The organism is Sorangium sp. So ce375 (genome assembly GCF_051473855.1).
GTDB lineage: Bacteria > Myxococcota_A > Polyangia > Polyangiales > Polyangiaceae > Sorangium.
In genome coordinates this window covers 7,190,266-7,216,354 of record NZ_CP150335.1, presented here as the reverse complement: position 1 = coordinate 7,216,354, position 26,089 = coordinate 7,190,266, and the positions used below count along the sequence as shown (strand labels likewise).

17 protein-coding genes are annotated in these 26,089 nt (G+C 71.2%); 7 read left to right on the top strand and 10 right to left on the bottom strand.

The features are described 5' to 3' along the window. Positions 1–380: 380 nt before the first annotated feature. The 4 genes from WME90_RS26785 (at position 381) to WME90_RS26770 (ending at position 5,181) form a co-directional block, all read left to right on the top strand. Positions 381–1,196: a hypothetical protein gene (locus tag WME90_RS26785; RefSeq protein WP_437274839.1), complete on the top strand. Its 816-nt coding sequence runs from the start codon at positions 381–383 to the stop codon at positions 1,194–1,196. A gap of 278 nt (positions 1,197–1,474) precedes the next feature. Next, positions 1,475–3,229: a serine/threonine-protein kinase gene (locus tag WME90_RS26780; RefSeq protein WP_437274838.1), complete on the top strand. Its 1,755-nt coding sequence runs from the start codon at positions 1,475–1,477 to the stop codon at positions 3,227–3,229. A 15-nt stretch (positions 3,230–3,244) separates the two neighbouring features. Continuing rightward, complete coding sequence (locus tag WME90_RS26775; RefSeq protein WP_437274837.1) at positions 3,245–3,979, top strand: thrombospondin type 3 repeat-containing protein; 735 nt, start codon at positions 3,245–3,247, stop codon at positions 3,977–3,979. A gap of 14 nt (positions 3,980–3,993) precedes the next feature. Then, positions 3,994–5,181 (top strand): hypothetical protein, encoded by a 1,188-nt coding sequence (locus tag WME90_RS26770; RefSeq protein ID WP_437274836.1) that lies wholly within the window; start codon positions 3,994–3,996, stop codon positions 5,179–5,181. A 574-nt stretch (positions 5,182–5,755) separates the two neighbouring features. Here WME90_RS26770 and WME90_RS26765 read toward each other — a convergent pair. Then, positions 5,756–6,241: a DUF421 domain-containing protein gene (locus tag WME90_RS26765; protein WP_437274835.1), complete on the bottom strand. Its 486-nt coding sequence runs from the start codon at positions 6,239–6,241 to the stop codon at positions 5,756–5,758. Positions 6,242–6,248: 7 nt separating this feature from the next. Continuing rightward, entirely contained in the window at positions 6,249–6,809 is a 561-nt protein-coding gene (locus WME90_RS26760) for a hypothetical protein (RefSeq protein WP_437274834.1), read from the bottom strand. Positions 6,810–7,100: 291 nt separating this feature from the next. Here WME90_RS26760 and WME90_RS26755 point away from each other — a divergent pair, with 291 nt between their 5' ends. Further along, positions 7,101–8,324, top strand: a complete 1,224-nt coding sequence (locus WME90_RS26755) for a phospholipase D-like domain-containing protein (protein WP_437274833.1) — start codon at positions 7,101–7,103, stop codon at positions 8,322–8,324. 355 nt (positions 8,325–8,679) lie between these two features. Here WME90_RS26755 and WME90_RS26750 read toward each other — a convergent pair whose 3' ends face one another. From WME90_RS26750 to WME90_RS26735, 4 genes are all read right to left on the bottom strand, one after another. Further along, positions 8,680–10,569: a serine/threonine-protein kinase gene (locus WME90_RS26750; RefSeq protein WP_437274832.1), complete on the bottom strand. Its 1,890-nt coding sequence runs from the start codon at positions 10,567–10,569 to the stop codon at positions 8,680–8,682. Positions 10,570–10,764: 195 nt separating this feature from the next. Beyond that, complete coding sequence (locus WME90_RS26745; protein ID WP_437274831.1) at positions 10,765–11,277, bottom strand: hypothetical protein; 513 nt, start codon at positions 11,275–11,277, stop codon at positions 10,765–10,767. A 265-nt stretch (positions 11,278–11,542) separates the two neighbouring features. Beyond that, positions 11,543–16,582: a HAMP domain-containing protein gene (locus WME90_RS26740; protein WP_437274830.1), complete on the bottom strand. Its 5,040-nt coding sequence runs from the start codon at positions 16,580–16,582 to the stop codon at positions 11,543–11,545. Positions 16,583–17,104: 522 nt separating this feature from the next. Then, a complete protein-coding gene (locus WME90_RS26735; protein WP_437274829.1) occupies positions 17,105–17,752 on the bottom strand; it encodes a hypothetical protein in 648 nt (215 codons plus the stop codon). Between the two features lie 403 nt (positions 17,753–18,155). Between WME90_RS26735 and WME90_RS26730 the strand changes: the two genes are divergently transcribed. Next, the gene (locus WME90_RS26730) at positions 18,156–19,337 is read left to right on the top strand and encodes a mechanosensitive ion channel family protein (protein ID WP_437274828.1); all 1,182 of its coding nucleotides are present in this window, start codon (positions 18,156–18,158) and stop codon (positions 19,335–19,337) included. Positions 19,338–19,740: 403 nt separating this feature from the next. Continuing rightward, positions 19,741–20,859 carry a CBS domain-containing protein gene (locus tag WME90_RS26725; protein ID WP_437274827.1) on the top strand — a complete coding sequence of 373 codons (1,119 nt, stop codon included), beginning with the start codon at positions 19,741–19,743 and terminating at the stop codon, positions 20,857–20,859. A 438-nt stretch (positions 20,860–21,297) separates the two neighbouring features. Here the strand turns inward: WME90_RS26725 and WME90_RS26720 are convergent, their stop codons facing one another. The 4 genes from WME90_RS26720 to WME90_RS26705 form a co-directional block, all read right to left on the bottom strand. Then, on the bottom strand, positions 21,298–21,846 hold the full coding sequence (locus tag WME90_RS26720; RefSeq protein ID WP_437274826.1) for a hypothetical protein: 549 nt from the start codon (positions 21,844–21,846) through the stop codon (positions 21,298–21,300). 10 nt (positions 21,847–21,856) lie between these two features. Further along, a complete protein-coding gene (locus WME90_RS26715; protein WP_437274825.1) occupies positions 21,857–22,360 on the bottom strand; it encodes a YtxH domain-containing protein in 504 nt (167 codons plus the stop codon). A gap of 371 nt (positions 22,361–22,731) precedes the next feature. After that, entirely contained in the window at positions 22,732–23,304 is a 573-nt protein-coding gene (locus WME90_RS26710; RefSeq protein ID WP_437274824.1) for an OmpA family protein, read from the bottom strand. Between the two features lie 182 nt (positions 23,305–23,486). Further along, the gene (locus tag WME90_RS26705) at positions 23,487–25,994 is read right to left on the bottom strand and encodes a PAS domain S-box protein (protein ID WP_437274823.1); all 2,508 of its coding nucleotides are present in this window, start codon (positions 25,992–25,994) and stop codon (positions 23,487–23,489) included. Positions 25,995–26,089: the final 95 nt, after the last annotated feature.

Genomic DNA, 26,089 nt, shown 5'->3' with positions numbered 1-26,089 from the left:
GAGCGGAGCTCCCTCCTCTGTACTATTTGCTATGTCCGGCAAGGTCCCCCGGATCGTTGCGAAATCGTGCGCCGGAGCCGAAGAAAGAACGAGCCGGCGAGGCGCCGTCCGTGCGCCGGTTCGGCCGGCTGGACCTCGGAGGAACACGCGCCGGCGGCATCGCGAGCGGCCACGAGCGGGCGACGCCCCCGCCCCACGCCGCCCGGCGCGGCCACTCCCGTCACGCTGGCCGGCGTCCGGCGTGGCCTCCCTGGAAACGAAGACGTCCGCCGCACGGAGCAAGAAACCGGCGGAGGAGCGGATGAAAGAGCGCTTGTGCGGGAGACGGCGCGTGCCCCTAGAATCCCCGGTTTCAGGCGGAGGGGAAGGAGGAGGGAACAGTGGCAGGTTACGGATACAGCTATGTCACGGACAAGGCGTTCAGCGCCTTCGCGCGCGAGCTCGAACAAGGGGTCTGGAAGAGCATCTCGATAGAGAAGTACGATGTGCCGAACCGCGTTCCGGCGGCGTTGCTCCTCGAAGCGCCGCGCCCGGTCGTGTGGAAGACGCACGCCCGGTGGGCGATCGCGGGGCTCGACGAGGCGCTCGGCGTCGCATCGGCCGCGGAGCTCGCGGAGCTCGACGCGGAGTGGGACTCTTCGCAGCGGGCGCTCCACATGTTCCTCGGCTCGGCCGCGGAGCACCGAGAGCCCGCGCACCGCGACGCGGCCGTTCGGCTCCGCGGGGCCCTGCTCGCGGGGGCGGGCACCGAGCAGGCCGGCTATGGGTACGACGCCGAGGTGGACTTCGGCTGGCACCAGGTCGCCATCGCGGAGAGGGCGCCGCTCGCCGCCGATGTGAAGAAGGTGGGCGCCGCGGCGCACCTGAAGCGCATCGAGGAAGCAACGGCGGCCCTCGCCAAGGGCCTCGGCCGGGGCCCCGGCCAGAAGCGCGCAGCCCCCCGGTCGAAGCGCATCCGGGAGACCATGGTCGCTTGCAGGACGGCGTTCAACGCCATCCACGAGGAGATCGACTGGCTCATCGAGCACACGCCGAACGGCAAGCACCGCGAGCACCTGGAAGCGCTGCGCGCTCCCTTCCTGGCGCTGCTCGAGCGCAACCCGCCGCGCGCCCTGCCCGCCATCGAGGAGGAGAAAGAGGGCACCGGGGAGTCGCCGGCGCCGCCGCCGGAGACCCCGGCCGTCGCGCCGGGCTGAGCGCCTCCGCGGCGCCGGGAGCACGCTCCGGCTGCGCTCGACGCACGTCGAGACAGCACGCGTCGACAGCGTGGGCCGGGTCATCCGCGTGCGCCGTCACCCCGACGGCCACATCGCGGCAGCACGCGGTTCGTGCCGGACGAGCACGCCAACCGCGTCGAGGTCCACGAGCCCGACGGCGCGCGGCGGCGCATCGATTACGACTTCCTCGGGCGACCGGTCGCCGTCATCTCTCTTCTTCCGCCCCGGGCTCGAGAAGAGCATAGAATCCCGGCCGCATGATCGGCCAGAAGCTCGGCGGCAAGTACACCATCGACCGCCTGATCGGCGAGGGCGGCATGGGCGCCGTGTACGAGGGGCACCACGCGGGCACGGGCCGGCGCGTCGCGGTCAAGGTCATCACCGGGGACATCGCGAAGAAGCCGAAGCTGGCGCAGCGCTTCGAGGTGGAGGCGCAGGCGGCCGCGACGATCGCGTCGGACCACGTGGTGCAGGTGCTCGATGTCGGGCACGACGAGCGCGGCGCGCCGTTCATGGTGATGGAGCACCTCGCCGGCGAGGACGTGGCAGGCCTGCTCGCCCGCGTCTCCGCGCTCGCGCCCGAGGCCGCGGTGAAGATCGCGGTGCAGGCGTGCCTCGGCCTCGGGAGCGCGCACGCGCGCGGGATCGTGCACCGCGACGTGAAGCCCGGGAACCTGTTCCTGTGCGCGCGGGACGGCGGCGGCGTCACCGTCAAGCTGCTCGATTTCGGCATCGCCAAGATCACCGGCGAGGCCTCCGCGGGCGCGAAGCTCACGCGCACCGGCGCGATCATCGGATCGCCGATCTACATGTCGCCGGAGCAGGCGCGCACCGTGCACCATATCGATCACCGCACCGATCTCTGGTCGCTCGGCGTCGTCCTCTACGAGATGCTCGCGGGGCACGCGCCGCACCACGACATCGAGGCGCTCGGGGGGCTCATCTTCGCCATCTGCTCGCGCCCGGTGCCGCCGCTGCGCTCGGCCGCCCCGTGGGTCGATCCGAGGCTCGCGGCCGCGGTGGAGCGCGCGCTCGTGATCGATCCGGCGGGCCGCTACCAGAGCGCCGGCGAGATGGCGACGGTGCTGCGGACGTTCCTCCGGGGAGGCTCCGCCGAGCTCACGGCTGACATGCTCGTACCGGCGGACCGGCGCTGCGCACCCGATGCTGCGCACGGGGCCCTGGCGTTCGCGACGACGACCCGCGGCGAGCTGATCCCCCCCGTCGCGCCCGTCCCCCACGTGCCGCCGATCGCGCCGCTCGCTCCGCCGCGGAGCGCCGAGGTCGGGCTGGTCGCGGTGACGCCGCCGCCTCCGATCCCGCGACCCGCCGCGGCGAAGGAGGGCGCGTCGCCCTCGCCGGCGCTGTTCGTCGCGGGAGGCCTCGTGCTCGCCGCGCTCGGCGTGGGCGGCGCCTTCGCGCTGGGGTGGATCGGGCGTGACAGCGCCCCTTCCGGAGTCGCGCCGGCGAGCGGACTCGTCGTGGCGGGCGGAGGGAGCGCCTCGGGGACGCCGGCGGTGGTCCCGACGACCCAGGCAGGCACGACCGGCGAGATCACGGGGCCGATCACGAGCGTCCTCGGCGTGTGGCAGAGCAGCGACAAGAGCCGCGTGTACGACGCGGTGGCGGCGGGCGGCGGGGTGGAGCTGCGCGTGCGCGATCCGGAGCAGCTCGCGGGGCAAGGCTACGAGAAGGGGGAGGCGCGCTTCGTGCTGTCGCAGATCCCGGGCGATGTGTCGCTGTTCGAGGTGGAAGATCGGTTGCGGCCGCTGCCGCCCGAGCGCACCTCGTACGACGAGGCGCGGGCGCGACCGACGTGCCTCGTGACGCGGAAGAAGGTGGGCACGAAGCCGCTCCGGGCGCGCCTCGACGGCAACACCCTGAAGCTCGAGGTGGTGCGCCTCGCGGCGGACCTGTCGAACTTCGTCGTCGAACGGGGCCGCGTGGTCCGGTGCGAGGGGCTCGACGGCGCAAGCATGTCGATGGTGACGGGTGAGCTCGTTCGACCATGAAAGGGGAAGGGTAGGATGATTCGACGGAGCCCCCCGACGGGCAAGCAGTGGAGGGCGGCGTGGCTCCTTCTGGGCCTCGCGGGCGCGGCGTGCTGCGGGCCGCCTCCGACGCCGGTGACGCCGGTCTACGCCGAGGTGAGCCGCGGCGCCGACCACGACGGTGACGGCGTCGCCGACATCGACGACGCCTGCCCGGCCGCCCCGGAAGACGGCCTCCTCCCCAAGGCGAACGACGGTTGCCCGGCGCCCGACCCGGATCGCGACGGCGTGCTGCTCGCCGACGATCGCTGCCCCGACGCGAAGGAAGACGGCCAGGCGCCGATGCCCGCGGACGGCTGCCCCATGGCCGACGCCGACGCCGACGGGGACGGGGTCGCCGACGCGAAGGACAAGTGCCCCTCTCGCCTGGAGGACAACCAGGATCCCGACCCCGGCGACGGCTGCCCGTCCCCCGACACCGACGCCGACGGGATCGCCGACGTGGCCGACTGGTGCCCTGCACAGGCCGAGACGCTCAACGGATACAGCGACTCCGACGGCTGCCCGGACACCCCCCCTGCCGAGGTGGCGTTCGACGCCGACGCCTCGAAGAGCTACGTGCCGGAGCCGAAGAAGATCAACCCGACGACGCGCAAGCTCGGGGGCGCGGTGGGCCGCTCGCGCGCGGCCCCGGTGCCGGGTAAAGTGAGGCCGGTGGGCGGCAGCTCGGCCACGGTGCCGGGTGAAGTGAAGCCGGTGAGCGGCCCGTGAGGCGAGGAGACGACATGAACGGAAGCCCGAAGACTGGCCATCTCCGCCGGGGCCTGCTCCCGGCCGTCGCGCTCGCGGGCGCGCCCTTGCTCCAGGCGTGCGGTCCCGCCGAGGTGCAGCTCGAACCGCTCTCGGTGGTCGACCTGCAGGTGCGGCCGGCGTCGGGTCAGCGCCTGTTCTGCCCCGGCGACCCCTTCCAGGTCGAGGTGGTGGCGAAGCTGAAAGACGGCACCACGTGCAGCAGCACCGACCGGACGCGCGGCTGCCTGGACCAGAAGGACGCGGTGATCAAGCCGGAGGACGTCCGGATCGCGGGCAGTGCCGGGTTCCGCGGGGAGCCGGCGGAGCAGTTCGTCTGGATCCCGCCGACGAACCCCCTGGAGACCGCCACCGGGCTGGCACTGAAAGGTTGGCTGGAGAAGATGGTCGCCGGTCAGACCACGACGTCCATGGTGGGCGAGTCGGAGCTCCGGCCCGTGTATCAGTGCCAGAACAGGGGGTGGTATTCCGGCGGCGGCTACGGCGCGCACGGGCCCGACGTGGAGGTCGCGATCACGACCCTGTCGACCCCCTATTACCCTGACGCGGCGCTGATCCGCGTCAAGGCGATGGGCGGGCGCGCCTATTTCATCAGCCCGTCGATGGATCAGACGGTGCAGATCTTCTCGAAGGGGCAGATGGGCGCTCCCGGGCGCACCGGCGAAAACGGCGAAGACGGCGAAAACGGCGAGGATGGTAAAGACGCCGCCGTCGGCGCCGCCGCCTGCACGCCGGGCGGCGACGGCACGAACGGCACCGACGGCGGGCCCGGCGGGCCCGGCGGCGACGGCGGCGACGGCGGCGACGGCGGTCCGATCCGCATCGTGCTCGACGAGGCGGCGGCCGACAAGGTGAGGGACCGCGTGGTCACGTGGAGCCCCGGCGGGGACGCGGGGCCGGCGGGCCCTGGAGGGCAGGGGGGTCGGGGGGGTCGCGCCGGCGCCGGCGGCCAGGGTGGTCTGTTGGCGCCGGCCTGCAAGGAGACGAAGGGCAAGGACGGCAAACCGGGTCGGAACGGGCGAGCGGGCGTCCCGGGTCGGCCGGGCCAGCCGGGCCGGCCGGGGCCGCCGCCGGAGGTGACGACGATGCCGCGGGCGTCGCTGTTCGCGGCGGAGATGGGGGTGATCACGCGCATCGAGGCCGCGAAGGCGAAGCCGCAGTAGCGCGCTCGAAGAGCGGCGCGCCGAGCGTGTCCTCGAGCTGCTTGACACGCTGGCCGAAAGCGGCGGGGGTGACCCGGGCTCGAGAGCTCCTGGCGGCCGAGCTCCCGGCCATCGCGGTCATGGAGCACGATCGCTCCCCGGAACGCCGTCCCCTTGCGCTGGAGAGGAGGAGAAAGAGGGCACCGGGGAGTCGCCGGCGCCGCCGCCGGAGACCCCAGCCGTCGCGCCAGGCTGAGAGCCTCCGCGGCGCCGGGCGCCCGCGCCGCCCGTCCCCTCGGACAGCAGCCGTCCGCGCCGCCCGTCCCCTCGGACGGCAGCCGTCCGCGCCGCCCGCCCCCTCGGACAGCAGCCGCCCGAGCCGCCCGCCCCCTCGGACAGCAGCCGCCCGAGCCGCCCGCCCCCTCGGACAGCAGCCGTCCGCGCCGCCCGCCCCCTCGGACAGCAGCCGCCCGAGCCGCCCGTCCCCTCGGACAGCAGCCGCCCGAACCGCCCGCCCCCTCGGACAGCAGCCGCCCGAGCCGCCCGCCCCCTCGGACAGCAGCCGCCCGAGCCTCCCGCCCGGCCTGACCGGCGCTCACTCGCCCCCCTCCCGCGCCTTGGACGGCGAGACGGGCAGAGCCGGGCCCCGCTCCGGGACGATGGTGAGATCGCCGTCCGCCTCCAGGATGGCCCATCGCACCTGGGAGAGGTGCTCCAGCCCGCTCTTGTGCATCTCGGATACGATCTCGTCCGGCTGGATCCGCTCGCGATTGCAGGCCTCCTCGAGGATACGTCCCTTCGCGACCAGCACCGTGGGCGAGCCGTCGATGACCTTGGACGCCCCCGGGAAGAGGTGCGTCACGATGGACGTCAGGAACACGAGCACCAGGACGGTGGACACGCCCGCGAGCGCGTTCGCGAGCGACGCCTCGCGGACGAGGGACTGAGAGACGATCTCGGGGATCAGCATGAGCGTGACGAGCTCGAACGGCGACATCGAGCTGAGCTCGCGCTTGCCGAGCACGCGGAACGCCGCGGCGAGGAACACGTAGACGAAGGCGACGCGGGCGACGGTCTCCATGGCTGTCTCAGGGGAAGATGAAGGTGCGGAGCGGCGCCTTTACGCCGCGCTCCCCACCGCACGACAGGGTTGCGTTGCCCTCGGCGAGCCAGCTGCGCTCGCCGCGGAGCTCGATGTCGAGCCGGCGTCGCTCGCCGGGCGCGACGTCACCCAGCTCGAAGCGCCCGAATGCCGCCTCTGCAGGCGTGGTGTGGTGCTCCTCGAAGCTGTCCAGGTAAGCCTCGTCGATCGTGAGCGCTGCCGCCCGGCAGGGCTCGCCCGCCGCGTTCCCCACGTCGAACGTGACCCGCTCCATGTCGCGGAAACGCATCCGCTCGGGGTAGGTGACGCGCAGGGTGAGCCCCTGCGCCGTCGCCTCGCGCGTCCCCCGCGCGTGCATGAACAAGGCGCTCGCGGCCACGCAGGCGAGCGCGAACGCGCCGAGCGCGTGCGGTGGATTCAGGGCGAGCCGGCGCCGCAGGGGCGGCGCCGGCGGCGGTGCGGGCTCGGGTTCGGACGGCGCCCTGTGCGACCTGGCGCGCGCCCGGGCGGTCCCAGGAGCAGAGATCTCGCGTTCGGCAGGGATCATCGCGCCCACGCCGTTCAAGACTGGTGCCGCACCCCGCTCGCGCAGGCGCGGCCCGCTCGCGCGACAGCCGTTCTGCGCCGGAGAGGCCGCTTGCCTCGCTGGCGCCGCAGAACGCGCTGCGGGCGTGGCGCTTTGCCACATCGCGAGCCTCCTCCCGCCCACGTCCCAGCGCGATCGCGCCTTGGCGACGTGGCACACGGACTGCTTGAGCCGTTCTGGTGAGGACGCGCGGGCCGCTGTGGCAATCGAGCTGCGGCCGCCCGGCGTTCGGGACTCGACATGACCTGCTCGGTGCCGACGTTTCCAGGCTCCAGGGCGGACTCCAGCACCGGTCGCGCAGCGGCGAGGAGCGCGCTTCACACGACGCGCCTCCTCCCGGGGATGAAATGGGTGCTCGAGTCGCTCCTTGATGACATCGCGCTTGCCCGGGAGCGGATATGGATCTCCACTTACATCTACCGCAACGATCTCATGGGCCATCGCTTCGCCGACGCCTTCGCGAACGCCGCGCGCCGCGGCGTGGACGTCCGGCTCCTGTACGACGCGCTCGGCAGCCACACGACGCCGGCGGCGTTCTTCGAGGACATGAGGGCTCGCGGCATCCGCGCCCGCGCTTACAGGCCGTTCGGCGCGGTCCTCCGCGGGGGCGCCCTGTTTCCGCGAGAGCACTCGCGCATCGTGGTGATCGACGGCGCCGGGTATGTCGGTGGCGCTGCGTGGGCCGACGAGTGGCTTCCGCGCGACGAGGGCGGTGACGGCTGGCACGAGGTCTGTAGCCGGGTGATGGGGCCCTGCGTGACCGACATGGCGCGGGCGTTCGAGTGCCGCTGGATGCTCGCCGACGAGGCGGCGGGGCGCTCGTTCGATTACTGGACGGGCGGCGTCTACGACGACGTGGAGTTCATCACCGACGCGCCCGCGCCGCCCGCGGTCATCTACGAGCGCCACATCGAGCGGGTGCGCGCCGCGCGGCGGAGGGTATGGATCGAGAACGCGTATTTCTGCCCTCCCCGCGGGCTCGAGCGCGAGCTCATCGACGCCGCGCGCCGCGGGATCGACGTGAAGATCATCGTGCCGCGCGACTCCGACCTTCCGGCCATCCGCCATGCGAGCCTCGCGCGGTACACGTCATGGCTGGAGAACGGGCTGCAGATCTACGAGTTCCTCCCGTCGATGCTCCACGCGAAGTTCGCGGTGATCGACGACGACTGGGCGACGGTGGGGACCTTCAACGCGAACTCGACGAGCCTGAGGTGGGTGAGCGAAGCGAACCTCATCGTCAAGCAGCCCGCCTTCGTGAGGGACGCTGCCCTCCTGTTCGAGCAGGACATCGAGCGGAGCGAGGCCGTGCGCCTCGACAACCTGCCCAGGCAGGGCCCGTTCGCGCAGGCGCGAAACGCGCTGTGGAGCTTTGGCCTCGACCTGCTGGAGCCTCGCCATGCGGGCGTGCGCCGGAGCGGCGCGCTCCCCGAGGCCGAACGCGAGGGCGGGCTCCTGCAGGCGCTCGGCGTCTAGAGCGGCGGTCACCCGCTTCGGATACGGGCCCATCTCGACGTTTTCGGTGCTCAGCGCACCGGAGTGCGCTTCCGCGCCGAAAACGCCGATCTGGGCCCGTCTCCTGTGCGGGTGACCGCCGCTCTAGATTCGCGTCTCAGCCAGCCCGCGAGAGATCGCTGATACGCGGACCTGGAACACCAGTCTGCTTGGAAACCGGAGAAATGAACCGCCAAGAACGCCAAGAAGACAATGAAGTCTTGGCGTCCTTGGCGCTTTGGCGGTTCAACTTCTTGCTGTTTGCGTGCGGCTTCAGCTCGCTTGTCGCATCTCTCTGATGCGGGGTGCGGAATCTCGTCCTCCGCGCCCTGAGCCGCTACGGCGCTGCTGGAGCGCTCGACGAGCCCTCCGCTGCCCCGGAATCCGCGGCCGGCGGCGGCTCCTCGGTCGGTGGCCGACGGACGCCCGGCTCGCGCTCGGCCGCGCCGGCGTCGTCGTAGACATCGGCGGCGCTCGTCGAGGCGTCGGGCGCCGGCGGGCAGGCCGCCTCCCCGCCTTCTCGGCCTCCACCCGCCGGACAGGCGGCGCCCCCGGGCTCCTGCACCGAGCCGGCAGGGGCCGGCTGCGCGAGGGGCGGCGCCGCCTCCGCGCCCGCATCCGGCCCGGGCGGCGCGCTCGCCGCCTGCGCCGGCGGCTTCCCGGTCGCGGCCGGCGCGCTCACCGCCGGTGCGGCGATCGCAGCCGGCGCGGCGGCCGCGGTCGGCGTAGCCGGTCCAGGAGCCGCGGCTTTCAGGGCACGCGCCGGGCGCGGCGCCGCAGCCTGCGCGGGCGGCGCCACGCGCTGGTGCTCCACGCGGGCCGTCAGGGAGCTCGCCTCGGGCGCTGGCCCCGCCGGAGAGGGCGCCTCGGCGACCGCCGCCGGGGGCTGGACCGGCGCCGCGGGCGTCAGCCCGACCGCGCGACCTGTCTTGCCCAGCGCCACGCTCCACACCGCCGCTCCCATCAGGAGCACGAACCCGGCCGCAGCGACACCGCGGAACGGGATGCGCTCCCGCAACGACGGCCGCAGCGATGGAGGCGCCGCCCCCGGCACATTCACATTCACCATCGCGGTCGCCTCGGACCACGCGCGCTCGCCGCTCTCCTCGATCCCCTTGCCCTCCACCGTCACCGGCGCCCTGCGCGCCGCCACCGCCGGCGCCATCCGCGCGGGCGTCGTGGGCAGCTGCAGCTCCAGCGAGTCGTCCGCGCGACGCGAGTGCAGCGTCGGCGCGGAGCTCACCTCGACCGACCGCGGCGACGGCGCCGGGAGCTGGCTGGTCCGCTCGTCCAGCCATTGCGCGCGGAGCGAAGCGCCGCACACGTCCTCCGCGACACCCCTCGATACGAGCCATGTCGCGAGCGCGACGCCGAGCTCGCGCATGTTCCCCCAGCGGTCCGCCGGATCCTTGCGCAGCCCGCGATCGATGATCGACCAGAGCGCCGGATCCGTGCCGCACCGCTCGACGAGCGAGCGCACCGGATCCTGGATGATCGCGCGCAGCGTCCCGAACCCCTGCTCGCCGGCATACGGCGTCTCGCCCGCGATGGCCTCGTAAAGCATCGTGCAGAGCGCCCAGACGTCCGCGCGATGATCGAGCTGGCCATGCCCCATCGCCTGCTCCGGCGGCATGTACTGCGGAGTCCCGATCACGGCCGCGCCGGTCGATCCGGACGCGGGCTCGGTCCACGTCACCTTGGCGATCCCGAAATCGACGACTTTCGGTTGTATCCTCCCGTCGCCCTGGTGCGCGAGCATCACGTTGTCCGGCTTGAGATCCCGGTGAACCACGCCCCGCTCGTGGGCCGCGTGCATCGCGCTCGCGACCGGCAGGAGGACCGCGACCGTCGCCTCGGGCGTGAGCCGGCGCTCGCGGCAGAGCACGTCCCGGAGGGCCTCGCCCTCCAGGAGCTCCATCACGATGTACGGCGTGCCGCCCTCGGTCTTGCCGAGATCGAAGACACGCACGATCCCGGGATGGCTGAGCTTCGCCGCGGCCCGCGCTTCACGGAGCAGGCGCTCGGCGATCGCGGGCGAGCGCATCTCCGGCCGCAGCACCTTGATGGCCACGTTGGCCTCGAGCGCCGTGTTCGTCGCGACCCAGACAGACCCCATCGCGCCCTCTCCTGCTTTGCGGAGGAGCTGGTACTTGTCGCCCACCACCGTACCGCCCTCGAAGCACTCCCCCACGGTGTGCTCGAATGCCTGGGTCATGTTGCTCGACATGCGCTCTCCTGCCGTCTGCTCCGGCCATCCGCCGCTCGCCACGCGCTCGCCACGCGACGGCACGCGCCGAATCTGGAGCATCGCGTGTGCCAGGCGATCCTCTCAGGGAGCGCCTGAACACCTGCACGGGCGCGTCAGCGCCAGCGCGCCTCAGCGAGGCAACTTGCCACGTGCCTTTCGCCTTCCCGCGAGCGCTCAGATGAAGCTGTCGTAAGGACGCCCCCGCGAGCTCTCGCTCCGGACGTCCTCGGCGCCGGCATACTCGAGGATCAATTCCAGGATCTCGACGTCTCGCTCCGAAGAGGCATTTACGCCCACGAGGATCGCGCCTTGTCCCACGCCGCTGTCGTACGCGCTCGCCCGGTGCTCCGGGATCCCGGCGCCGACGAGCGCGGTGACGAGCCCGCCGGTCGCGTCGCCCGCGTCGGCGAGCGCGGCCTCGATGGGCCCCGCCGCCACGAGCCCCAGGCCAGGGAACGCCACGCTCGTGCCGAGCACCGCGAGCGCGGCCGCGGACGCCCCCGGCGCCCCACCGACGCCCGTCGCCGCATCCGAGCCGGCTCTGCTCTCGGCGCGCTGGCCGCGCCCCGCGTCGGTCATGACAAGGCTGATGGCGTCGCGCGTGTATCCGCAGCTCATCACGCGCTCAACCGACCTCTCGGCGTCCGACCATGTCCTGACAAGACCGGTCACCAGCTTTGTCCTCACCTACAGCTCCTTTCCCGACGAACGTCCTCGCGCGCGTCTCCTGCCTGTATTCTGGAATCCCACATCGCCACAGCAGAAGGCATGCCAAGAGAAAATGTGGCAAATCCTCGGCAGCTTGCGCTGTCGACCGCCCGGCGTCTGCGCAAGTTGTTGCGCAGATGCGCCAACCCGAGGTGCCGTTGCGGCGAAGACGAAACGCCGGACGCGCTCAGGCGCGATCCGCGCGGCGCCGTGGGGAGCGACGGTGAGGCGAGATGACGCGAGCTCAGCGATGGAGCCAGATGCGGAGCTGTGCCAGCAGCTGCTCCGTGTCGACGGGCTTCGAGATGTAGTCTGTCGCGCCCGCCTCCAGGCACTTCTCCCGATCGCCCTTCATCGCCCTCGCCGTGACGGCGATGATCGGTAGCGTCTGGAATGCCGGCCGTTTGCGGATTGCGCGGATCGTGTCGTATCCGTCCATCTCCGGCATCATGATGTCCATGAGGACGACATCGATCCCGCTCGTCCTCTCCAGGAGCTCGATGGCGGCCTTGCCCGTGTCGGCGGTGAGGGCCGTCATCCCGTGGCTCTCGAGGACGGTCTTCAGCGCGTAGATGTTGCGGAAATCGTCGTCGACGATCAGCGCACACTTCTCGGAGAGCGCGGCGGCCGACTCGTGGAGCTGCTCCACGACGAGCCGCGTCGGCTCCGGCAGATCGGAGAGCCGGCGGTGCAGCGCGAGCGTAACCTCGTCGATCAGGCGCTCTCTCGACTGGACGTGCTTCACGGGGAGCCTCTGCGCCAGCCGGGAGAGGAGCGCCTCGTCTTCCCCGGCGACGCCGGCCGGCGCGTACACGATGGCCGTGAGATCCGCGAAGCGCCCTGCGCGATCGACGCGCTCGATGAGCTCGAGGCCGGGCATGTCCGGCAGGTCCAGGTGGAGCACGATCGCGTCGAACGCCTCGCGCTCGAGCGCGTCGAGCGCCTCCCGGGCCGTCGTCGCGCTGGCGACCGCGGTCGCCTCGCCCCCGAGCAGCTCGGTCACGGAGGCGAGGGAGGCCTCGTCCCGCGCCACGACGAGCACGCGGCGCAGCGGTGAGCCGATGAGCCCGGCGAGCCGCGCGAACGCCTCGTCGAGCGCCGTCCTGCTGCTGAGCGGCTTGTTGAGCAGCCCCACCGCGCCCATCCGTCGCGCGCGGCTCCGCTCCTCCTCCGTCTCCGTCGTGATCACCTGGACCGGGATGTGCCGCGCCGAGAGGTCGCGCTTCAGGCAGTCGAGCACCCGCCACCCGTCGACGTCGGGCAGGTTGATGTCCAGCGTGATCGCCGCGGGCTCGAGCTCTCGCACCAGCGACAGCGCGGTCGCGCCGCGGACGGCGACGATCGCCTTGAAGCCGTGCTCCCGCGCGACATCCACGAGGAAACGGGCGAACACGGTGTCGTTCTCCACGATCAGGATCGCGCGGTCGCCAGGGCGGACGCTCTCGCTGTCGTCGATGATCTGGGTGTCCGCGCTCGCGGACGTGCGATCCGACGGCCGGCTGCTGTGGACGGCGTCCTCGCTGGGCGACGGCGCGTCGAGGACGTGCGTGGGCTGCCTCCGCGCCGCCCGCACGGGCCGGAAGGTGCGCGGCAAATAGAGCGTGAACGTGCTGCCGCGGCCCGGCGCGCTGACCAGCGTGAGGTCGCCGCCGAGCATCCCCGCGATCTCCCGGCTGATCGCGAGCCCGAGCCCCGTGCCGCCGTACTTGCGGCTCGTGCTCCCGTCCGCCTGCTGGAACGCCTCGAAGACGATCTGCTGCTTGTCCGGCGCGATCCCGATGCCTGTGTCATGGACGGAGAGCGCGATCACCGCGTCGGCCCGGCTGAGCACATCGTTCTCATGGCTCCAGCCGCCGCGGGCCACTGTCACCTCCAGGACCACCTTGCCGCGCTCGGTGAACTTGAAGGCGTTCGACAGCAGGTTCTTGATCACCTGCTGCAGCCGCTTCGCGTCGGTGAACATCGACGGCGGCAGCGTCGATGAGAAGGAGAGCTCGAAATCGAGCTTCTTCGCCTCGGCGACGTGCCGGAACGTGCGGCGCACGTAGTCCGAGAGGTCGGCGAAGCTGATCTCTCCGACGTCGACGACGACGGTGCCCGACTCGATCTTCGTGAGATCGAGGATGTCGTTGATGAGCCCCAGGAGATCGGTGCCCGACGCGTGGATCGTCTTCGCGAACTCGACCTGCCGCGGGGTGAGGTTCTGGTCGTTGTTCCTGGAGAGCTGATCCGAGAGGATGAGGAGGCTGTTCAGCGGGGTCCTGAGCTCATGGGACATGTTGGCCATGAACTCCGACTTGTACTTGGACGTGAGGGCGAGCTGCCGCGCCTTCTCCTCGAGGGCCTGGCGGGCCTGCTCGACCTCGTGGTTCTTCCGCTCGACCTCGACGTTCTGCTCCGCCAGGAGCCGCGCCTTCTCGCCGAGCGCGGCGTTCGTCTCCTGGAGCTCCTCCTGCTGGCTCTGGAGCTCGCGCGCCAGCGACTGGGACTGCTTGAGCAGGTCCTCGGTGCGCATGTTGGCCTCGATCGTGTTGAGCACGATGCCGATCGACTCGGTGAGCTGGTCGAGGAACGCCTGGTGGGTCGGGCTGAAGCGCTCGAGCGACGCGAGCTCGATGACGGCCTTCACCTGCCCCTCGAAGAGCACGGGCATCACGATGATGTTGACCGGGGGCGCGTCGCCGAGGCCGCTCGTGATCGTGATGTAGTCGGGGGGCGCGTTGACGAGCAGGATCTTCACCTTCTCGAGCGCGCACTGCCCGACGAGCCCCTCGCCCAGCTTGAACTGGTTGTCGACGTGCTTGCGCTCCTTGAACGCGTAGCTCGCGAGCAGCTTCAGGACGGGCTCCTCGCGCGAGGAGTCCATGACGTAGAAGACGCCCTGCTGCGCCGTGACGACGGTGGCGAGCTCGGACAGGATGGATCGGCCGACGGTGAGGAGATCCTTCTGCCCCTGGAGCATGCGCGAGAACTTGGCGAGGTTGCTCTTGAGCCAGTCCTGCTCGCTGTTCTTCAGCGTCGTGTCCTTGAGGTTCCGGATCATCTCATTGATGTTGTCCTTCAGCGCGGCGACCTCGCCCTGCGCCTCGACCTTGATCGACCGGGTGAGGTCGCCCTTGGTCACGGCGGTGGCGACCTCGGCGATCGCGCGCACCTGCGTGGTGAGGTTCGCCGCGAGCTGGTTCACGTTGTCGGTGAGGTCCTTCCACGTGCCGGCCGCGCCGGGCACGCTCGCCTGCCCGCCGAGCTTTCCCTCGACGCCGACCTCGCGCGCCACCGTCGTCACCTGCGCCGCGAACGTCGCGAGCGTCTCGATCATCCCGTTGATCGTGTCCGCGAGCGCCGCGATCTCCCCCTTGGCGTCGACGACCAGCTTGCGCTTGAGATCGCCGTTGGCGACCGCGGTGACGACCTTGGCGATGCCGCGCACCTGGTTCGTCAGGTTGCCGGCCATCGAGTTCACGTTGTCGGTGAGGTCCTTCCAGGTGCCGGCGACGCCGCGGACGTCGGCCTGTCCGCCGAGCTTCCCCTCGGTGCCGACCTCGCGAGCGACGCGGGTGACCTCGGAGGCGAAGGAGCGGAGCTGATCGACCATCGTGTTGATGGTGTTCTTGAGCTCCAGGATCTCGCCCTTGACGTCGACGGTGATCTTCTCGGAGAGGTCGCCGTTGGCGACGGCGGTGGTGACGGCGGCGATGTTGCGCACCTGGGAGGTGAGGTTGCCGGCCATCGAGTTGACGGAGTCGGTGAGGTCCTTCCAGGTGCCGGCGACGCCGCGGACGTCGGCCTGTCCGCCGAGCTTTCCCTCGGTGCCGACCTCGCGCGCGACGCGGGTGACCTCGGAGGCGAAGGAGTTGAGCTGATCGACCATCGTGTTGATGGTGTTCTTGAGCTCCAGGATCTCGCCCTTGACGTCGACGGTGATCTTCTTGGAGAGGTCCCCCTTGGCCACGGCGGTGGTGACGGTCGCGATGTTGCGCACCTGGGCCGTGAGGTTCGACGCCATCGAGTTGACGGAGTCGGTGAGGTCCTTCCATGTGCCGGCGACGCCGCGGACGTCGGCCTGTCCGCCGAGCTTCCCCTCGGTGCCGACCTCGCGCGCGACGCGGGTGACCTCGGAGGCGAAGGAGTTGAGCTGATCGACCATCGTGTTGATGGTGTTCTTGAGCTCCAGGATCTCGCCCTTGACGTCGACGGTGATCTTCTTCGAGAGATCGCCGTTGGCGACGGCGGTGGTGACGGCGGCGATGTTGCGCACCTGCGCCGTGAGGTTGCCGGCCATCGAGTTGACGGAGTCGGTGAGGTCCTTCCATGTGCCGGCGACGCCGCGGACGTCGGCCTGTCCGCCGAGCTTCCCCTCGGTGCCGACCTCGCGCGCGACGCGGGTGACCTCGGAGGCGAAGGAGCGGAGCTGATCGACCATCGTGTTGATGGTGTCCTTGAGCTCCAGGATCTCGCCCTTGACGTCGACGGTGATCTTCTTCGAGAGATCGCCCGTGGCGACGGCGGTGGTGACGGCGGCGATGTTGCGCACCTGGGAGGTGAGGTTGCCGGCCATCGAGTTGACGGAGTCGGTGAGGTCCTTCCAGGTGCCGGCGACGCCGCGGACGTCGGCCTGTCCGCCGAGCTTCCCCTCGGTGCCGACCTCGCGCGCGACGCGGATGACCTCGGACGCGAAGGAGCCGAGCTGCTCGACCATCGTATTGACCGTCTTGGCGGTCCGGAGGAACTCGCCGTCGAGCGGCCTGCCGTCCACCTCGAGGGCCATCATCTGCGAGAGATCGCCCTTGGCCACGGCGCCGATGACGCGCGCCGTCTCTGCGGTGGGGTGGACGAGATCGCCGATCAGCGCGTTGATGCACGCGATCTCGTCGGCCCACGCGCCGCTCACCTCGCCGATGAAGGCGCGCTGCGAGAGCTTGCCCTCCTTGCCCACCGCGCGGCTCAGGCGGGCGAGCTCCTTCGCGAGCTTCTCGTTGCGCTCGACGACGTCGTTGAACGTGTCGGCGATCTTCCCGTCGAGCCCGAGCCAGTGGACGGGCAGCCGCACCGAGAAATCGCCCTTCTTGAGGTGCGTCAGCGACATCAGCAGCGTCCGCCGGTCGAGCTCGTCGCTCTCGATCGGCGCGGGGGCGCGGGGGCGCTCGGCCGGGCCGCTCTTCCTCGCGCTCGCGCTCGCGCGCGCGGCGCCGTGCAGCCCGTCCCCGGACGCGCCCTTCTTGCTCTTGCCATTGCCGGCTCTCGCCTTGCGGGCTGTCTTGTCGAGGTCGCTTCGCTGCTCCATGCCGCCGTTCTCCTGGTCCCGCCGCGGGCAGGACCGATCTGTTAAGGGAAATGAGCGCACGCCCCGGGCGCGGAGGGCGCCGGGGGCGGTGGAGGCCGTCGGGCCAGGCGCCCCGGAGCTACCTCGGGGCGCCGCGGCGCTGCCGCGAGGGGGGGAGAGGGCGACAGGGGGAGAGGCCTTTTCGCCTGGACGGCGGCGCCGTCGATCGACGCTGCGCTCGGGTTTCGCGGATCGCTTCGCGCCACCGAGGAACGGGGCTCTCGCTGCCCGGCCGCGAGGGGTCCGTCGGGTCCCATCGGGCTCAGGCTTCGTGGCACGTTGGCCATGCGCTTCTGCTCCCACCGCGCAGCAGCATGGGCTCGTATTACTACGCAGGCGCGCAGCCGGGCAAGCTTCGCGCCGCGCGCGGCGCGTGCGGCGCGCAGCGCGCGCGTGTGGTGCGCAAGGCGCGCGTGCAGCGGCGGCGGGACAGCCGACCAGGGGGCGCCCAGCGCCGGCGCGGCCGCCCTCCGAGGTGCTGTCTCAGGCCACGTCGGACTTGGGCGAGCGGCGCCTCGTCGGGAGATCGCCCGGCTTCTTGCGCGGCGTGATGATGCAGTAACGCCCTGCCTCTGCCACCTTCTCATGGACGCCCGACTCCATGGGATCTCGCGCCGTCCTGAGCGGCGGCAGCCATCGCGACACGTTCGCGAGGCACGACGTGCGCTCGGGAAACGGAGAGTGACGGGGGGGAGGCCGGTCCGTCGCTGCGCGGTGCGGCCGCTCCGCGGGGGCGTCATACGACCGCTCCGGGATCGCGTCATACGGCCGCTCCACGGTGGCGTCATACGACCGCTCCACGGTGGCGTCGTACGGCCGCTCCGCGGGGGCGTCATACGACCGCTCCGGGGTCGCGTCACACGGCCGCTCCGCGGGGGCGTCATACGACCGCTCCGGGGGCGCTCCGTGGTGCGGCCGCTCCGAGGGGGACACGTGCTGCGGCGCGAACGGGGCGGCGTTCTGCGCGGGGAGCGTACCGGAGGACGCGCGCCGCTTCGCGGTCGTGGCGGCGATGCGGGCCCGGAGGTCCTCGACGTGCCTTGCGAGCCGCTCCGTCTCCGCGGTGAGCCGCGTGAAATCCTCCTCGGTGAGCCGAGTGAAGTCATCGATCTGGCTTCTGCGCTCTGACATAAACGAGTCCTTTGCCGCGATCCTTCAGCTGCTCTCGACGCCCGTCCGCTTCGCTGCACATTGCAATCTGCACGCCGCATGCCGCCCCGCCTGGGTCGGTCGCACGCACCCGGCGGGGGTCGAGCGGCGCTGGGGCGAATTGCCGCAACGTGGCAAACCTGCCGCCATCCGTCCTCGCGATCGCTGCTCGACGATCGGCAAAGATCCGGCTGGACACGCGGGGTGGGCTCGGCGGCATGCCCTGTGCCGTGGTGACGCCGCACACACGATGGATGAGCCCGGCGCGCCTCGCCCGGTCACGGCCTCCTCCGCCGCGCTCGGGGGCGCGGCGGGGAGGCCCGTATCGGGGCTCCTGACCACGGAGGCGCGCGCGGCGCTGGTGCGCTGGTGAAGGAGTGGACCCATGCAGAACTCGTACTTCGAATCGGTCGGCGCCCGGCTGGGGATCCCCGGTGATGGCTTGTGGCCGTGGGTGATCGTCGCGGCCAGCGTCCCGGTCGGCTTCGGGCTCGCTCGGATCGCCGTGGGCGTCTTCCGGCGCGCCGGTTCGGTCGTCGTGCGACGGACCGCGACGCCGTGGGACGAAAAGACACTCGACGCGGCAATCGGCCCCGTGACCCTTTGTCTCGGGATCGTCCTGACAGCGGGCCTCGCCAAGCTCACGCGGCTCGGTCAGGGCCTCGTGACCGATCTGCGGTCGCTCCTCTCGGCGCTGTTCATCGGCGGGGTGGCGTGGCTCCTTCTGCGCATCGTGGGGATCCTTACGGAGGTGCTGGACGCGCGCGCCCTTCGGCATCTCGAGGAGGGGAGCGAAGCGTCCCGCGGGCTCCGCACCCAGGCCCGCGTGCTCGAGCGGGTCGCGCGGGTGCTCATCGTGATCGTGGCGGGCGCGCTCGTGCTCATGAACTTCGAGGCGGTGAGGAACGTCGGTGTCTCGCTGCTGGCGTCGGCCGGCATCGCGGGCGTCGTGCTCGGCCTCGCGGCGCAGAAGCCGGTCGGCGCGATCCTGTCGGGCCTCCACATCCTGTTCACCCGCCCCATCGACCTCGGCGACAAGGTCGTTGTGGATGGCGAGTTCGGGACGATCGAGGAGATCAAGCTCACCCACGTGGTCGTGAAGCTCTGGGACGAGCGGCGGCTCATCGTCCCGACGGCGAGGCTCCTGGATCAGTCGTTCCAGAACTGGACGAAGCACGGATCGGAGAAGCTGGGCACCGTCGAGATCCACGTGGATTACCGGACCCCGGTGGACGCCGTGCGGCGGCATTTCGAGGCGATCCTCCCGAGCAGCGAGCTCTGGGACGAGCGTGTGAAGGCCGTCCAGGTCACGAATGTGACAGAGCGCACGATCGAGGTGCGCCTCCTCGTCTCGGCGCGCGATCCTGGGCGGCTGTTCGATCTGCGGTGCTGGCTTCGTGAGGAGATGATCCGCTGGGTTCAGGAGCTCGAGGGGGGCGCGTACCTGCCGCAGGAGCGTTTGACGCGGACCGCCTCGGTCACGGAAGCGGTCGAGGGTCGTGGTCCGGCCTCGGGCCGCGCGCGCCGGGCTGGAGCGGGCGATGGGCTGCCCGGTGTGGCGCCGTGACGGCGCGCGCCCGACGTGGTGCGGAATGCCACACCATGGCGTTCAGGTGGGGTGCGATGAACCCGGCGCGTCCGCTGCGCACGTCCGGCGCGTCGACGTCGTGTCTCAGGTGCTCTGACGGCAGGACGACCAGGGAGGCGCGGATCAGCCCTTCAGAGGCGTCCCGCGCTCCCTGACCGCCGGTGGCGGCGCCGCCCGCCGCTCCCTCGCACGGGAGGCGCAGGAAACCGGCATATGGCTTGCAGTGAAATCAGAAAGATCTGGGACAGTTGCCCGTCCGTCGAGCCGTCGATCGCGCGACGAGGTGTTCGCCACGCCCCGGGGGAAAGGGGGCAGTGGCACGTCGGAACTGCGCCTCCCGCCATGTGCAGGTGCCTGCGCGGGAACCCAGGAGCAAGACACCATGAAGTCGGTCATCAGGATCACGCGGCTCGGCGGTGTGGATGTGGTTGCGCACGTGGCGTTCGGCCTGCTGCTCCCGATCGGGGCGCTCCAGTGGGGGGCGCGGCACGGGGGGAGCGGCGTGCTCTTCGGCTGCGGGCTGGGCGTGGCGCTGCTCGGCTGCGTGGCCGTGCAGGCGCTCGTGCACGGGATCGTGGCGAGGCAGCTCGGGCTGAGGCTGCGGGAGATCCTGCTCTCGCCGCTCGGCCCGATCGTCAGCCGATCGCGTCCCGCTGCCGGGCAGGCGCAGGGCGCCGCGCTCGGTCTCGCGGCGAACGTGGCCCTCGCGGTGCTCTTCTTTCTGGCCGTCGAGGCCCAGCGCGGGGCGGGCGAGCTCGGGTGGGCCTCGGTCCTTCAGGCCGTCGAGCCGCCCTCGCGCGAGGCCGCGATCGTGTGGATCGCCTGCGCGAACCTGGGGATCGCGCTGCTCGGCCTGCTGCCGGCGTTGCCGTTCGAGGGGGGGCGCGCGCTGCGCGAGGCGCTCTCGCCGCTCACCGGCACCTGGCTCGCGACGTCGATGACCGCGGCGCTCGGCCAAGCGACGGCGGCGGTGCTGTTCTTCATGGGCCTGTTCGGCGGCCAGCTCGTCGCGGCCGCGCTGTCGGCGCTCCTCTTCCTGGAAGCGCGGCGGGAGTGGAGCGCGGCGCAGGCGGTGATGGCGCCGGTGGCGTCGCCCGAGGGGCGCCCGAGCGAAGGGAGGGCCGTCCAGCTGTGGCCCGGTGAGCTCGTGGGTGATGCCGCGCGGCGGATCCTCGCGAGCCAGGAGCCCGACTTCCCGGTGGTCTACGAGGACCGCGTGATCGGGATCGTGACGCGCACCGACGTCATGCGCGCGCTGGCCGCCGGTGAGGACGGGTGGTTCATCGCATGGATCATGCGCTGCAACGTGCCCCGCGTGGCCGCGGACGTGTCGCTCGACGAGGTGGGGAGGAAGATGATCGAGAAGAACACGCCGGTGGTCGCGGTCTTCGACGGAGAGAGCTACCTCGGGCTCGTCACACACGCGGATATCGCGGGGGCGCTCACGCGCGGGCGGGGGGGACGGCTCGGGAGGATTCACCTGGTGCCTCAGGCTGGGTAGCGGGATCGCCGGGATGCCCGGCCCCCAGCGGGGGAGCTCGTCGCGCGGGGCGCTGACGGGCAGAACTCGCGTGAGACGTCTTGTGTCCGTCGTGCTTCGCACGACGGACACAAGACGTTAATTGCGCTCAGACAACTGCCCGTCGCCGCCCCGCGCGACGAGCTCCCCCGCTGGGGGCCTATCGCTCTCCGGGATCGGGGGGTAAGCGCTCAGACAACTGCCCGTCGCCGCCCCGCGCGACGAGCTCCCCCGCTGGGGGCCTGTCGCTCTCCGGGATCCGGGGGTAAGGCGCTCGGACGACTGCCCGTCGCCGCCCCGCGCGACGAGCTCCCCCGCTGGGGGCCTATCGCTCTCCGGGATCGGGGGGTAAAGCGATGCGCCCCGCCACCTGGAGAGGGGGCGGGGCGCATCGTCGTCGGGAATCGGTGAGGCAGAGCCTCAATCACCTCGCACGAAATTGAGCTTGAAGGAGACCACGAGCACGAGCGCGTCCTGACTGATGCGCCGCTTGCCCCAGGCGACCCCGATGTGAAGCCCCTCGATCGGATCGAGGTTGGGGGGGAGACCCACGGTGTGCGTGAGCGTCTTGGTAAAGTTCCACTCAGGCCGCTTGTTCGCGAGCGCCGCGTTGACGGCCTTCATGACGGTGTGATCGAGGATCGAGGGGATGCCGCGGATGTCCGCCTCCTCGAGCTCGACGTTGAACGCCAGGACGTTCCCCTTGTTCCTCTCGATGATCTCGGGGCAAATCAGCACCTTGAGCTCATCGAGACGGATGGTGGGGTTGACGCCCGCGATGGACCACTGGAGCTCCGCCGGGCAGGTAACCCGTAAGCCCAGGTCCTCGGCCAGGGCGATGTTTGTCGCCTTGCCCAGGTACAGCCAGCGGTCGGTCTCCTCGTCGTTGTCCAGGTGGATCTTCACAGGGAGGAACTCACCCAGGATCTGCGCGAGATCCTCCCGCGTGATGATGGCTTCGAGCCACACGGCCAGCGCCTCAGCTCAGGTGATGACCGCTCTCGCCGCCGTGGGACAGCCCCGCTCCCTCGACGCTGTAATGCGAGTTCGCGGAGCTCGCCTCGGACCCGACCGCGCCCTTCACCGCGTCGACCGCGCTGCCGACCTTGTCCTGGACCTTGCGCTCGGCCTGCTCGACCCCGCGGGTCGCCTGGCGCTTCAGGCCGTCGAGGCGGGTCAGGATCTCGCGGCGCAGCGCCTCGCCGGACGTCGGCGAGAGCAGCAGGGCCGCGCCCGCGCCCACCACCACGCCCGCGCCGATGAGGCCGAGCGCCGTGAGCGGGCTCCGCTTGCGCGAGAGCCCGACCCAGCCGAGCACGTCGTCAAAGCCGAGCGCCCCGACGGTGGCGGCGACGCCGACGATCGCCTTCGCGACGTCGAACACCGTCGTCTTGGCCGTCGTCGCGGCGACGCCCGCGCCGGAAGCCGCCGACTCGACCACACCCTTCGCAGTCCCCACCGCGTTGTTCAATCGGTTCGTCATGGCTCTTTGTCTCCTTGTGACGGACATGACATCCGCCGGTTCGTGTCGGGATACATTGCAGGGCCCGGACCAACCGCCATCTCGCGCCCAGTGCGCCTGTCAGCGAGGCCGCGGACCATCGGCGTGGCGCCTGCGTGACGAAACGCCACAGGTGTTGTGACGCGCCTCGGGCGCAACGCGCGCCGCCAGGCGACGACCGCTCGTGAGACGAGGGCCGCGGCGCGCGGCGCCGTCGCCAACGGAAAGATGGGATTGGGGGAAAGATGGGATTGGGGGGGAGGAGAGCCGCCCCGCCGAGCGCGGGAGTCCGGCTGCAGCGCCGCTCCGGCAGGGGCTCCTGGCCACGTCCGCCGAGCGGGCGAGCGCGCGCGTCACCGGGGGGCGTGGGCGACGCCGATCAGCGCGACGTCGACCCTGCGATCATAGCCATAGGAGTACATCGGCTGGTTGCCGACCGCCTCGGCGGCGCCCGTCGCGCGCGTCGTGATGCGATCCGCGGGGATGCCCTCCTTCACGAGGATGTCCTTCACGCGTGCGGCGCGGCGGAGCGAGAGATCCCGGTTGTACGCCTGCGTGCCGCGCGGATCGGCGCGGCCGACGAGCTCTATTTTCGCGCCGTCGAGGCTCGATGAGAGGAGGCAGTCGACGAGCGCCCTGAGCTCCTGGTGCTCCTGCGGCAACGGCTCGGCGGAGTCGAAGGCGAAGCTCGTCTTGGGCAGGCGACAGACATCGGCGACGTCGGCCCCGAGGGTGAGGCCGATGAACCGATCCTCGCCTTCCCTGAGATCGGGCCATTCGACCTTGTAGACTCCATCCGGCCCGGGGTTCGGCAACCTCGGCTCGGGGTGCGCCTGCTCCGGAGGTGGGGCCGCGGCGCACGCGGTGAACAGCGAGAGCGCAAGCGCGCCCAGGCAGAGCCTGGGCAGGTTGGATATGGACAGCATGACGACCTTCCTTTCGAGGTCGGCGGCCCGCGGAGCGCGACACGGCGCCAGAGAAGGGCGCAGCGCGTTCCTCTCCGTTCTAGAAGCCGCCTTGTGGTCCGAGGAGGCTGTTCAAGCTCCGTGCCGGACCGGCGATCGAGGCGTGTCGCCGCGCGCCACGCCCCGCGCTCCCGGCGGGGTCATCAGGGCGATGAAGGCTCCCTGGCCTCGAGCTTGGGCCAGGTGAACCGGAAGGTGGCGCCCGCGTTGACGGCGGACTCGACCCACGCGCGCCCGCCCTTGCTCTGGACGATCTTCTGCACGACCGACAGGCCGATGCCGGTGCCCTCGACCTTGTCGCGCGCCTTCAGCGTCTGAAAGATGCCCCAGATGCGGTCGTGGTACTCGGGCGCGATGCCCGCCCCGTTGTCGGAGACAGAGAACTCCCAGAACGGGCCGGCGTCACGCGCGCTGATCCGGACCTCCGGATCGGCGCCGCCGGCGTGCTTCAGCGCGTTGCCGATGAGGTTCAGGAACGTCTGCTGGAGCGGCGCGCGCTCCGTGACGAGGATGGGCATGTCGGGGGCGATCTCCACGCGCGTCTCCGGCGGGGGCGAGAGCAGCTCGATGATCTCCCGAAGGACCTTGCCGACGTCGATCGCCTCGGGCTTCTCGCGGACGCGGCCCGCCCGCGAGTAGCTGAGGATCCCGTCGATGAGGTTCTCGAGCCGGTGGACGCGCCCGCGCAGCAGATCGAGCTGCTTGCGGCTCTCCGCCGTCATCTTGTCGTTCAGGTCCTCCTCGATCCACTGCGAGAGGTTCGCGATGCCCCTGAGCGGCGCCTTGAGGTCGTGGCTCGTGACGTACGCGAACTGATCGAGCTCCTTATTGCTGCGCTCCAGCGCCTGGACGAGCCGCTGCCGCTCCTCCTCGGCGCGCTTCTGATCGTCGATGTCCGTATACGTGCCGAACCAGCGGACGATGCGGCCCGACCCGTCGCGCGCGGCGACCGCCCGGCCGATGAACCAGCGGTAGACGCCGTCCGCGCGCCGGAGCCGGCACTGGCTCTCGTACGGCTCGCCCGTGCGGAGCGCCTCGCGGAAGGCCTCGATCGCCCGCTCGTGCTCGTCGGGGTGGATGATCCGGCTCCAGCCCTCGCCGCCGGTGTCCTCCGCGGTGAGCCCCGTGTAGTCGTACCAGCGCCGGTTGAAATACTCGTGGTGGCCGTCCGGCCGGTTCGTCCAGACGAGCTGCGGCATCGTCTCGGCGAGCAGCCGGAACTGCGCCTCGCTGTGCTTCAGCTCCTCCGCGAGCGTCTCGACCTCCTTGCGCACGGTGACCTCGCGCTCGAAGAGGAGGGCGTTGTCGACGCTGAGGGCGGCGCGCCGGGCGAGCTCCTCGGCGAACTGCACGTCGGCCTTCGTGTAGTGCCGGCCCGACTCGGCGTGCGCGAGCGTGATCGCGCCGAGGACGCGGCCGCGCGCCGCCAGCGGCACGACAAGGTACGAGCGGAGGCCGAGCTCCCGCGCCATCCGGAGGTGCTCCTCGTCCCGCGCGTTCTCGACGAGCAGCGAGTCCGGGATCTCGGAGGCCCACTCGGTCTCGCCGCTCCGAAGCACTTTCGGTACACCGCGGCTCGCCGCGGGATCGACAGGATAGCTCTGCTCGATCTGGTGGACGAGCGCCACCTTCTGAGGGTCGGTGTGCTGGACGGCGACGCGCTGGATGGGGCCGTCCTGGGCCTGGATGTCCACGGCGCACCAGTCGGCGAGGAGCGGGACGATGAGCCGGGCGAGCTGCCCGAGCGTCTCGCGGAAATCGAGCGAGGACGAGAGGATTTCGCCCGCGCCGGCGAGGAGGCTGACGTTGGCCTCGGCGCGCTTGCGCTCGCTGATGTCGAGCACGTACGTGAGGTTGCGCCGCTGCGTCTCGATCCGGGCGGACCCGACAAGGACCGCCACGCGCTTGCCGTCCTTGCGGATGTACTCCTTTTCGAACTGCTTCGTTACGCCGTGGAGCTTCAGCTCGTTGACCGCGTCGTGGTGGACGTGCTCGTACTCCGGCGGGGAGAGCTCCTGCCAGCTGAGCAGGCCTGCCTTGAGGTCCTCGCGGGTGTAGCCGAGCATCGAAAGGAAGCAGTCGTTCGCCTCGATGACGCGCCCTTCGTAGTCGCTGAAGAGCAGGCCCATCATGCTGGTGTCCATGATGCGCCGGAACACCTCGTCGCTGGCCTGGCGCTCCAGCTGGCGGAGCGCGGCCTCCTGCCGCTTGATCTGCTCGGCCCTCCGGTGCAGCTCGACGAAGACCGCCACCTTGGCGCGGAGGATGTCGGGATTGAACGGCTTGACGACGTAATCGACCGCGCCCTCGCGATAGCCGCGATACCGTCGGTCCTCGTCCTCCGGCAGCCCCGAGATGAAGATAATCGGCGTGTGCCTCGCCCGATCGAGCCCTCTCACGCGGGCGGCCGTCTCGAAGCCGTCGATACCGCGCATCTTCACGTCCATCAGGATCAGCGCGAACTCCTCGCGGGCGAGGTGCTCCAGCGCCTCCTCGCCGGATTGCGCGGTGACGAGCCGCTGGCGCAGCGGATCGAGCACGGCCTCGAGGGCGAGGAGGTTCGCGCGGTGATCGTCGACGAGCAGAATGCTCGCCACGGGCTCGGACGGAGCGGACGGGAGGGGAGCGCCAGGCTGGACAGAGGACTTCATCTGAAGCGGGCTCAGCCCTGGCTTTCGGTCGGGCATGACGAAGACGGTTAACGGCGCCCGGACCTTCTGGCAAGCGAAAGCGGCGCTCGCGCGGC

Excerpts from the sequence above, each read along its gene's own strand:
- WME90_RS26730 (WP_437274828.1), top strand. The coding sequence starts at position 18,156 with ATGCAGAACTCGTACTTCGAATCGGTCGGCGCCCGGCTGGGGATCCCC.
- WME90_RS26780 (WP_437274838.1), top strand. The coding sequence starts at position 1,475 with ATGATCGGCCAGAAGCTCGGCGGCAAGTACACCATCGACCGCCTGATC.
- WME90_RS26715 (WP_437274825.1), bottom strand. The coding sequence starts at position 22,360 with ATGACGAACCGATTGAACAACGCGGTGGGGACTGCGAAGGGTGTGGTC.
- WME90_RS26775 (WP_437274837.1), top strand. The coding sequence starts at position 3,245 with ATGATTCGACGGAGCCCCCCGACGGGCAAGCAGTGGAGGGCGGCGTGG.
- WME90_RS26725 (WP_437274827.1), top strand. The coding sequence starts at position 19,741 with ATGAAGTCGGTCATCAGGATCACGCGGCTCGGCGGTGTGGATGTGGTT.
- WME90_RS26765 (WP_437274835.1), bottom strand. The coding sequence starts at position 6,241 with ATGGAGACCGTCGCCCGCGTCGCCTTCGTCTACGTGTTCCTCGCCGCG.
- WME90_RS26740 (WP_437274830.1), bottom strand. The coding sequence starts at position 16,582 with ATGGAGCAGCGAAGCGACCTCGACAAGACAGCCCGCAAGGCGAGAGCC.
- WME90_RS26710 (WP_437274824.1), bottom strand. The coding sequence starts at position 23,304 with ATGCTGTCCATATCCAACCTGCCCAGGCTCTGCCTGGGCGCGCTTGCG.
- WME90_RS26750 (WP_437274832.1), bottom strand. The coding sequence starts at position 10,569 with ATGTCGAGCAACATGACCCAGGCATTCGAGCACACCGTGGGGGAGTGC.
- WME90_RS26735 (WP_437274829.1), bottom strand. The coding sequence starts at position 17,752 with ATGTCAGAGCGCAGAAGCCAGATCGATGACTTCACTCGGCTCACCGAG.
- WME90_RS26760 (WP_437274834.1), bottom strand. The coding sequence starts at position 6,809 with ATGATCCCTGCCGAACGCGAGATCTCTGCTCCTGGGACCGCCCGGGCG.
- WME90_RS26770 (WP_437274836.1), top strand. The coding sequence starts at position 3,994 with ATGAACGGAAGCCCGAAGACTGGCCATCTCCGCCGGGGCCTGCTCCCG.
- WME90_RS26705 (WP_437274823.1), bottom strand. The coding sequence starts at position 25,994 with ATGAAGTCCTCTGTCCAGCCTGGCGCTCCCCTCCCGTCCGCTCCGTCC.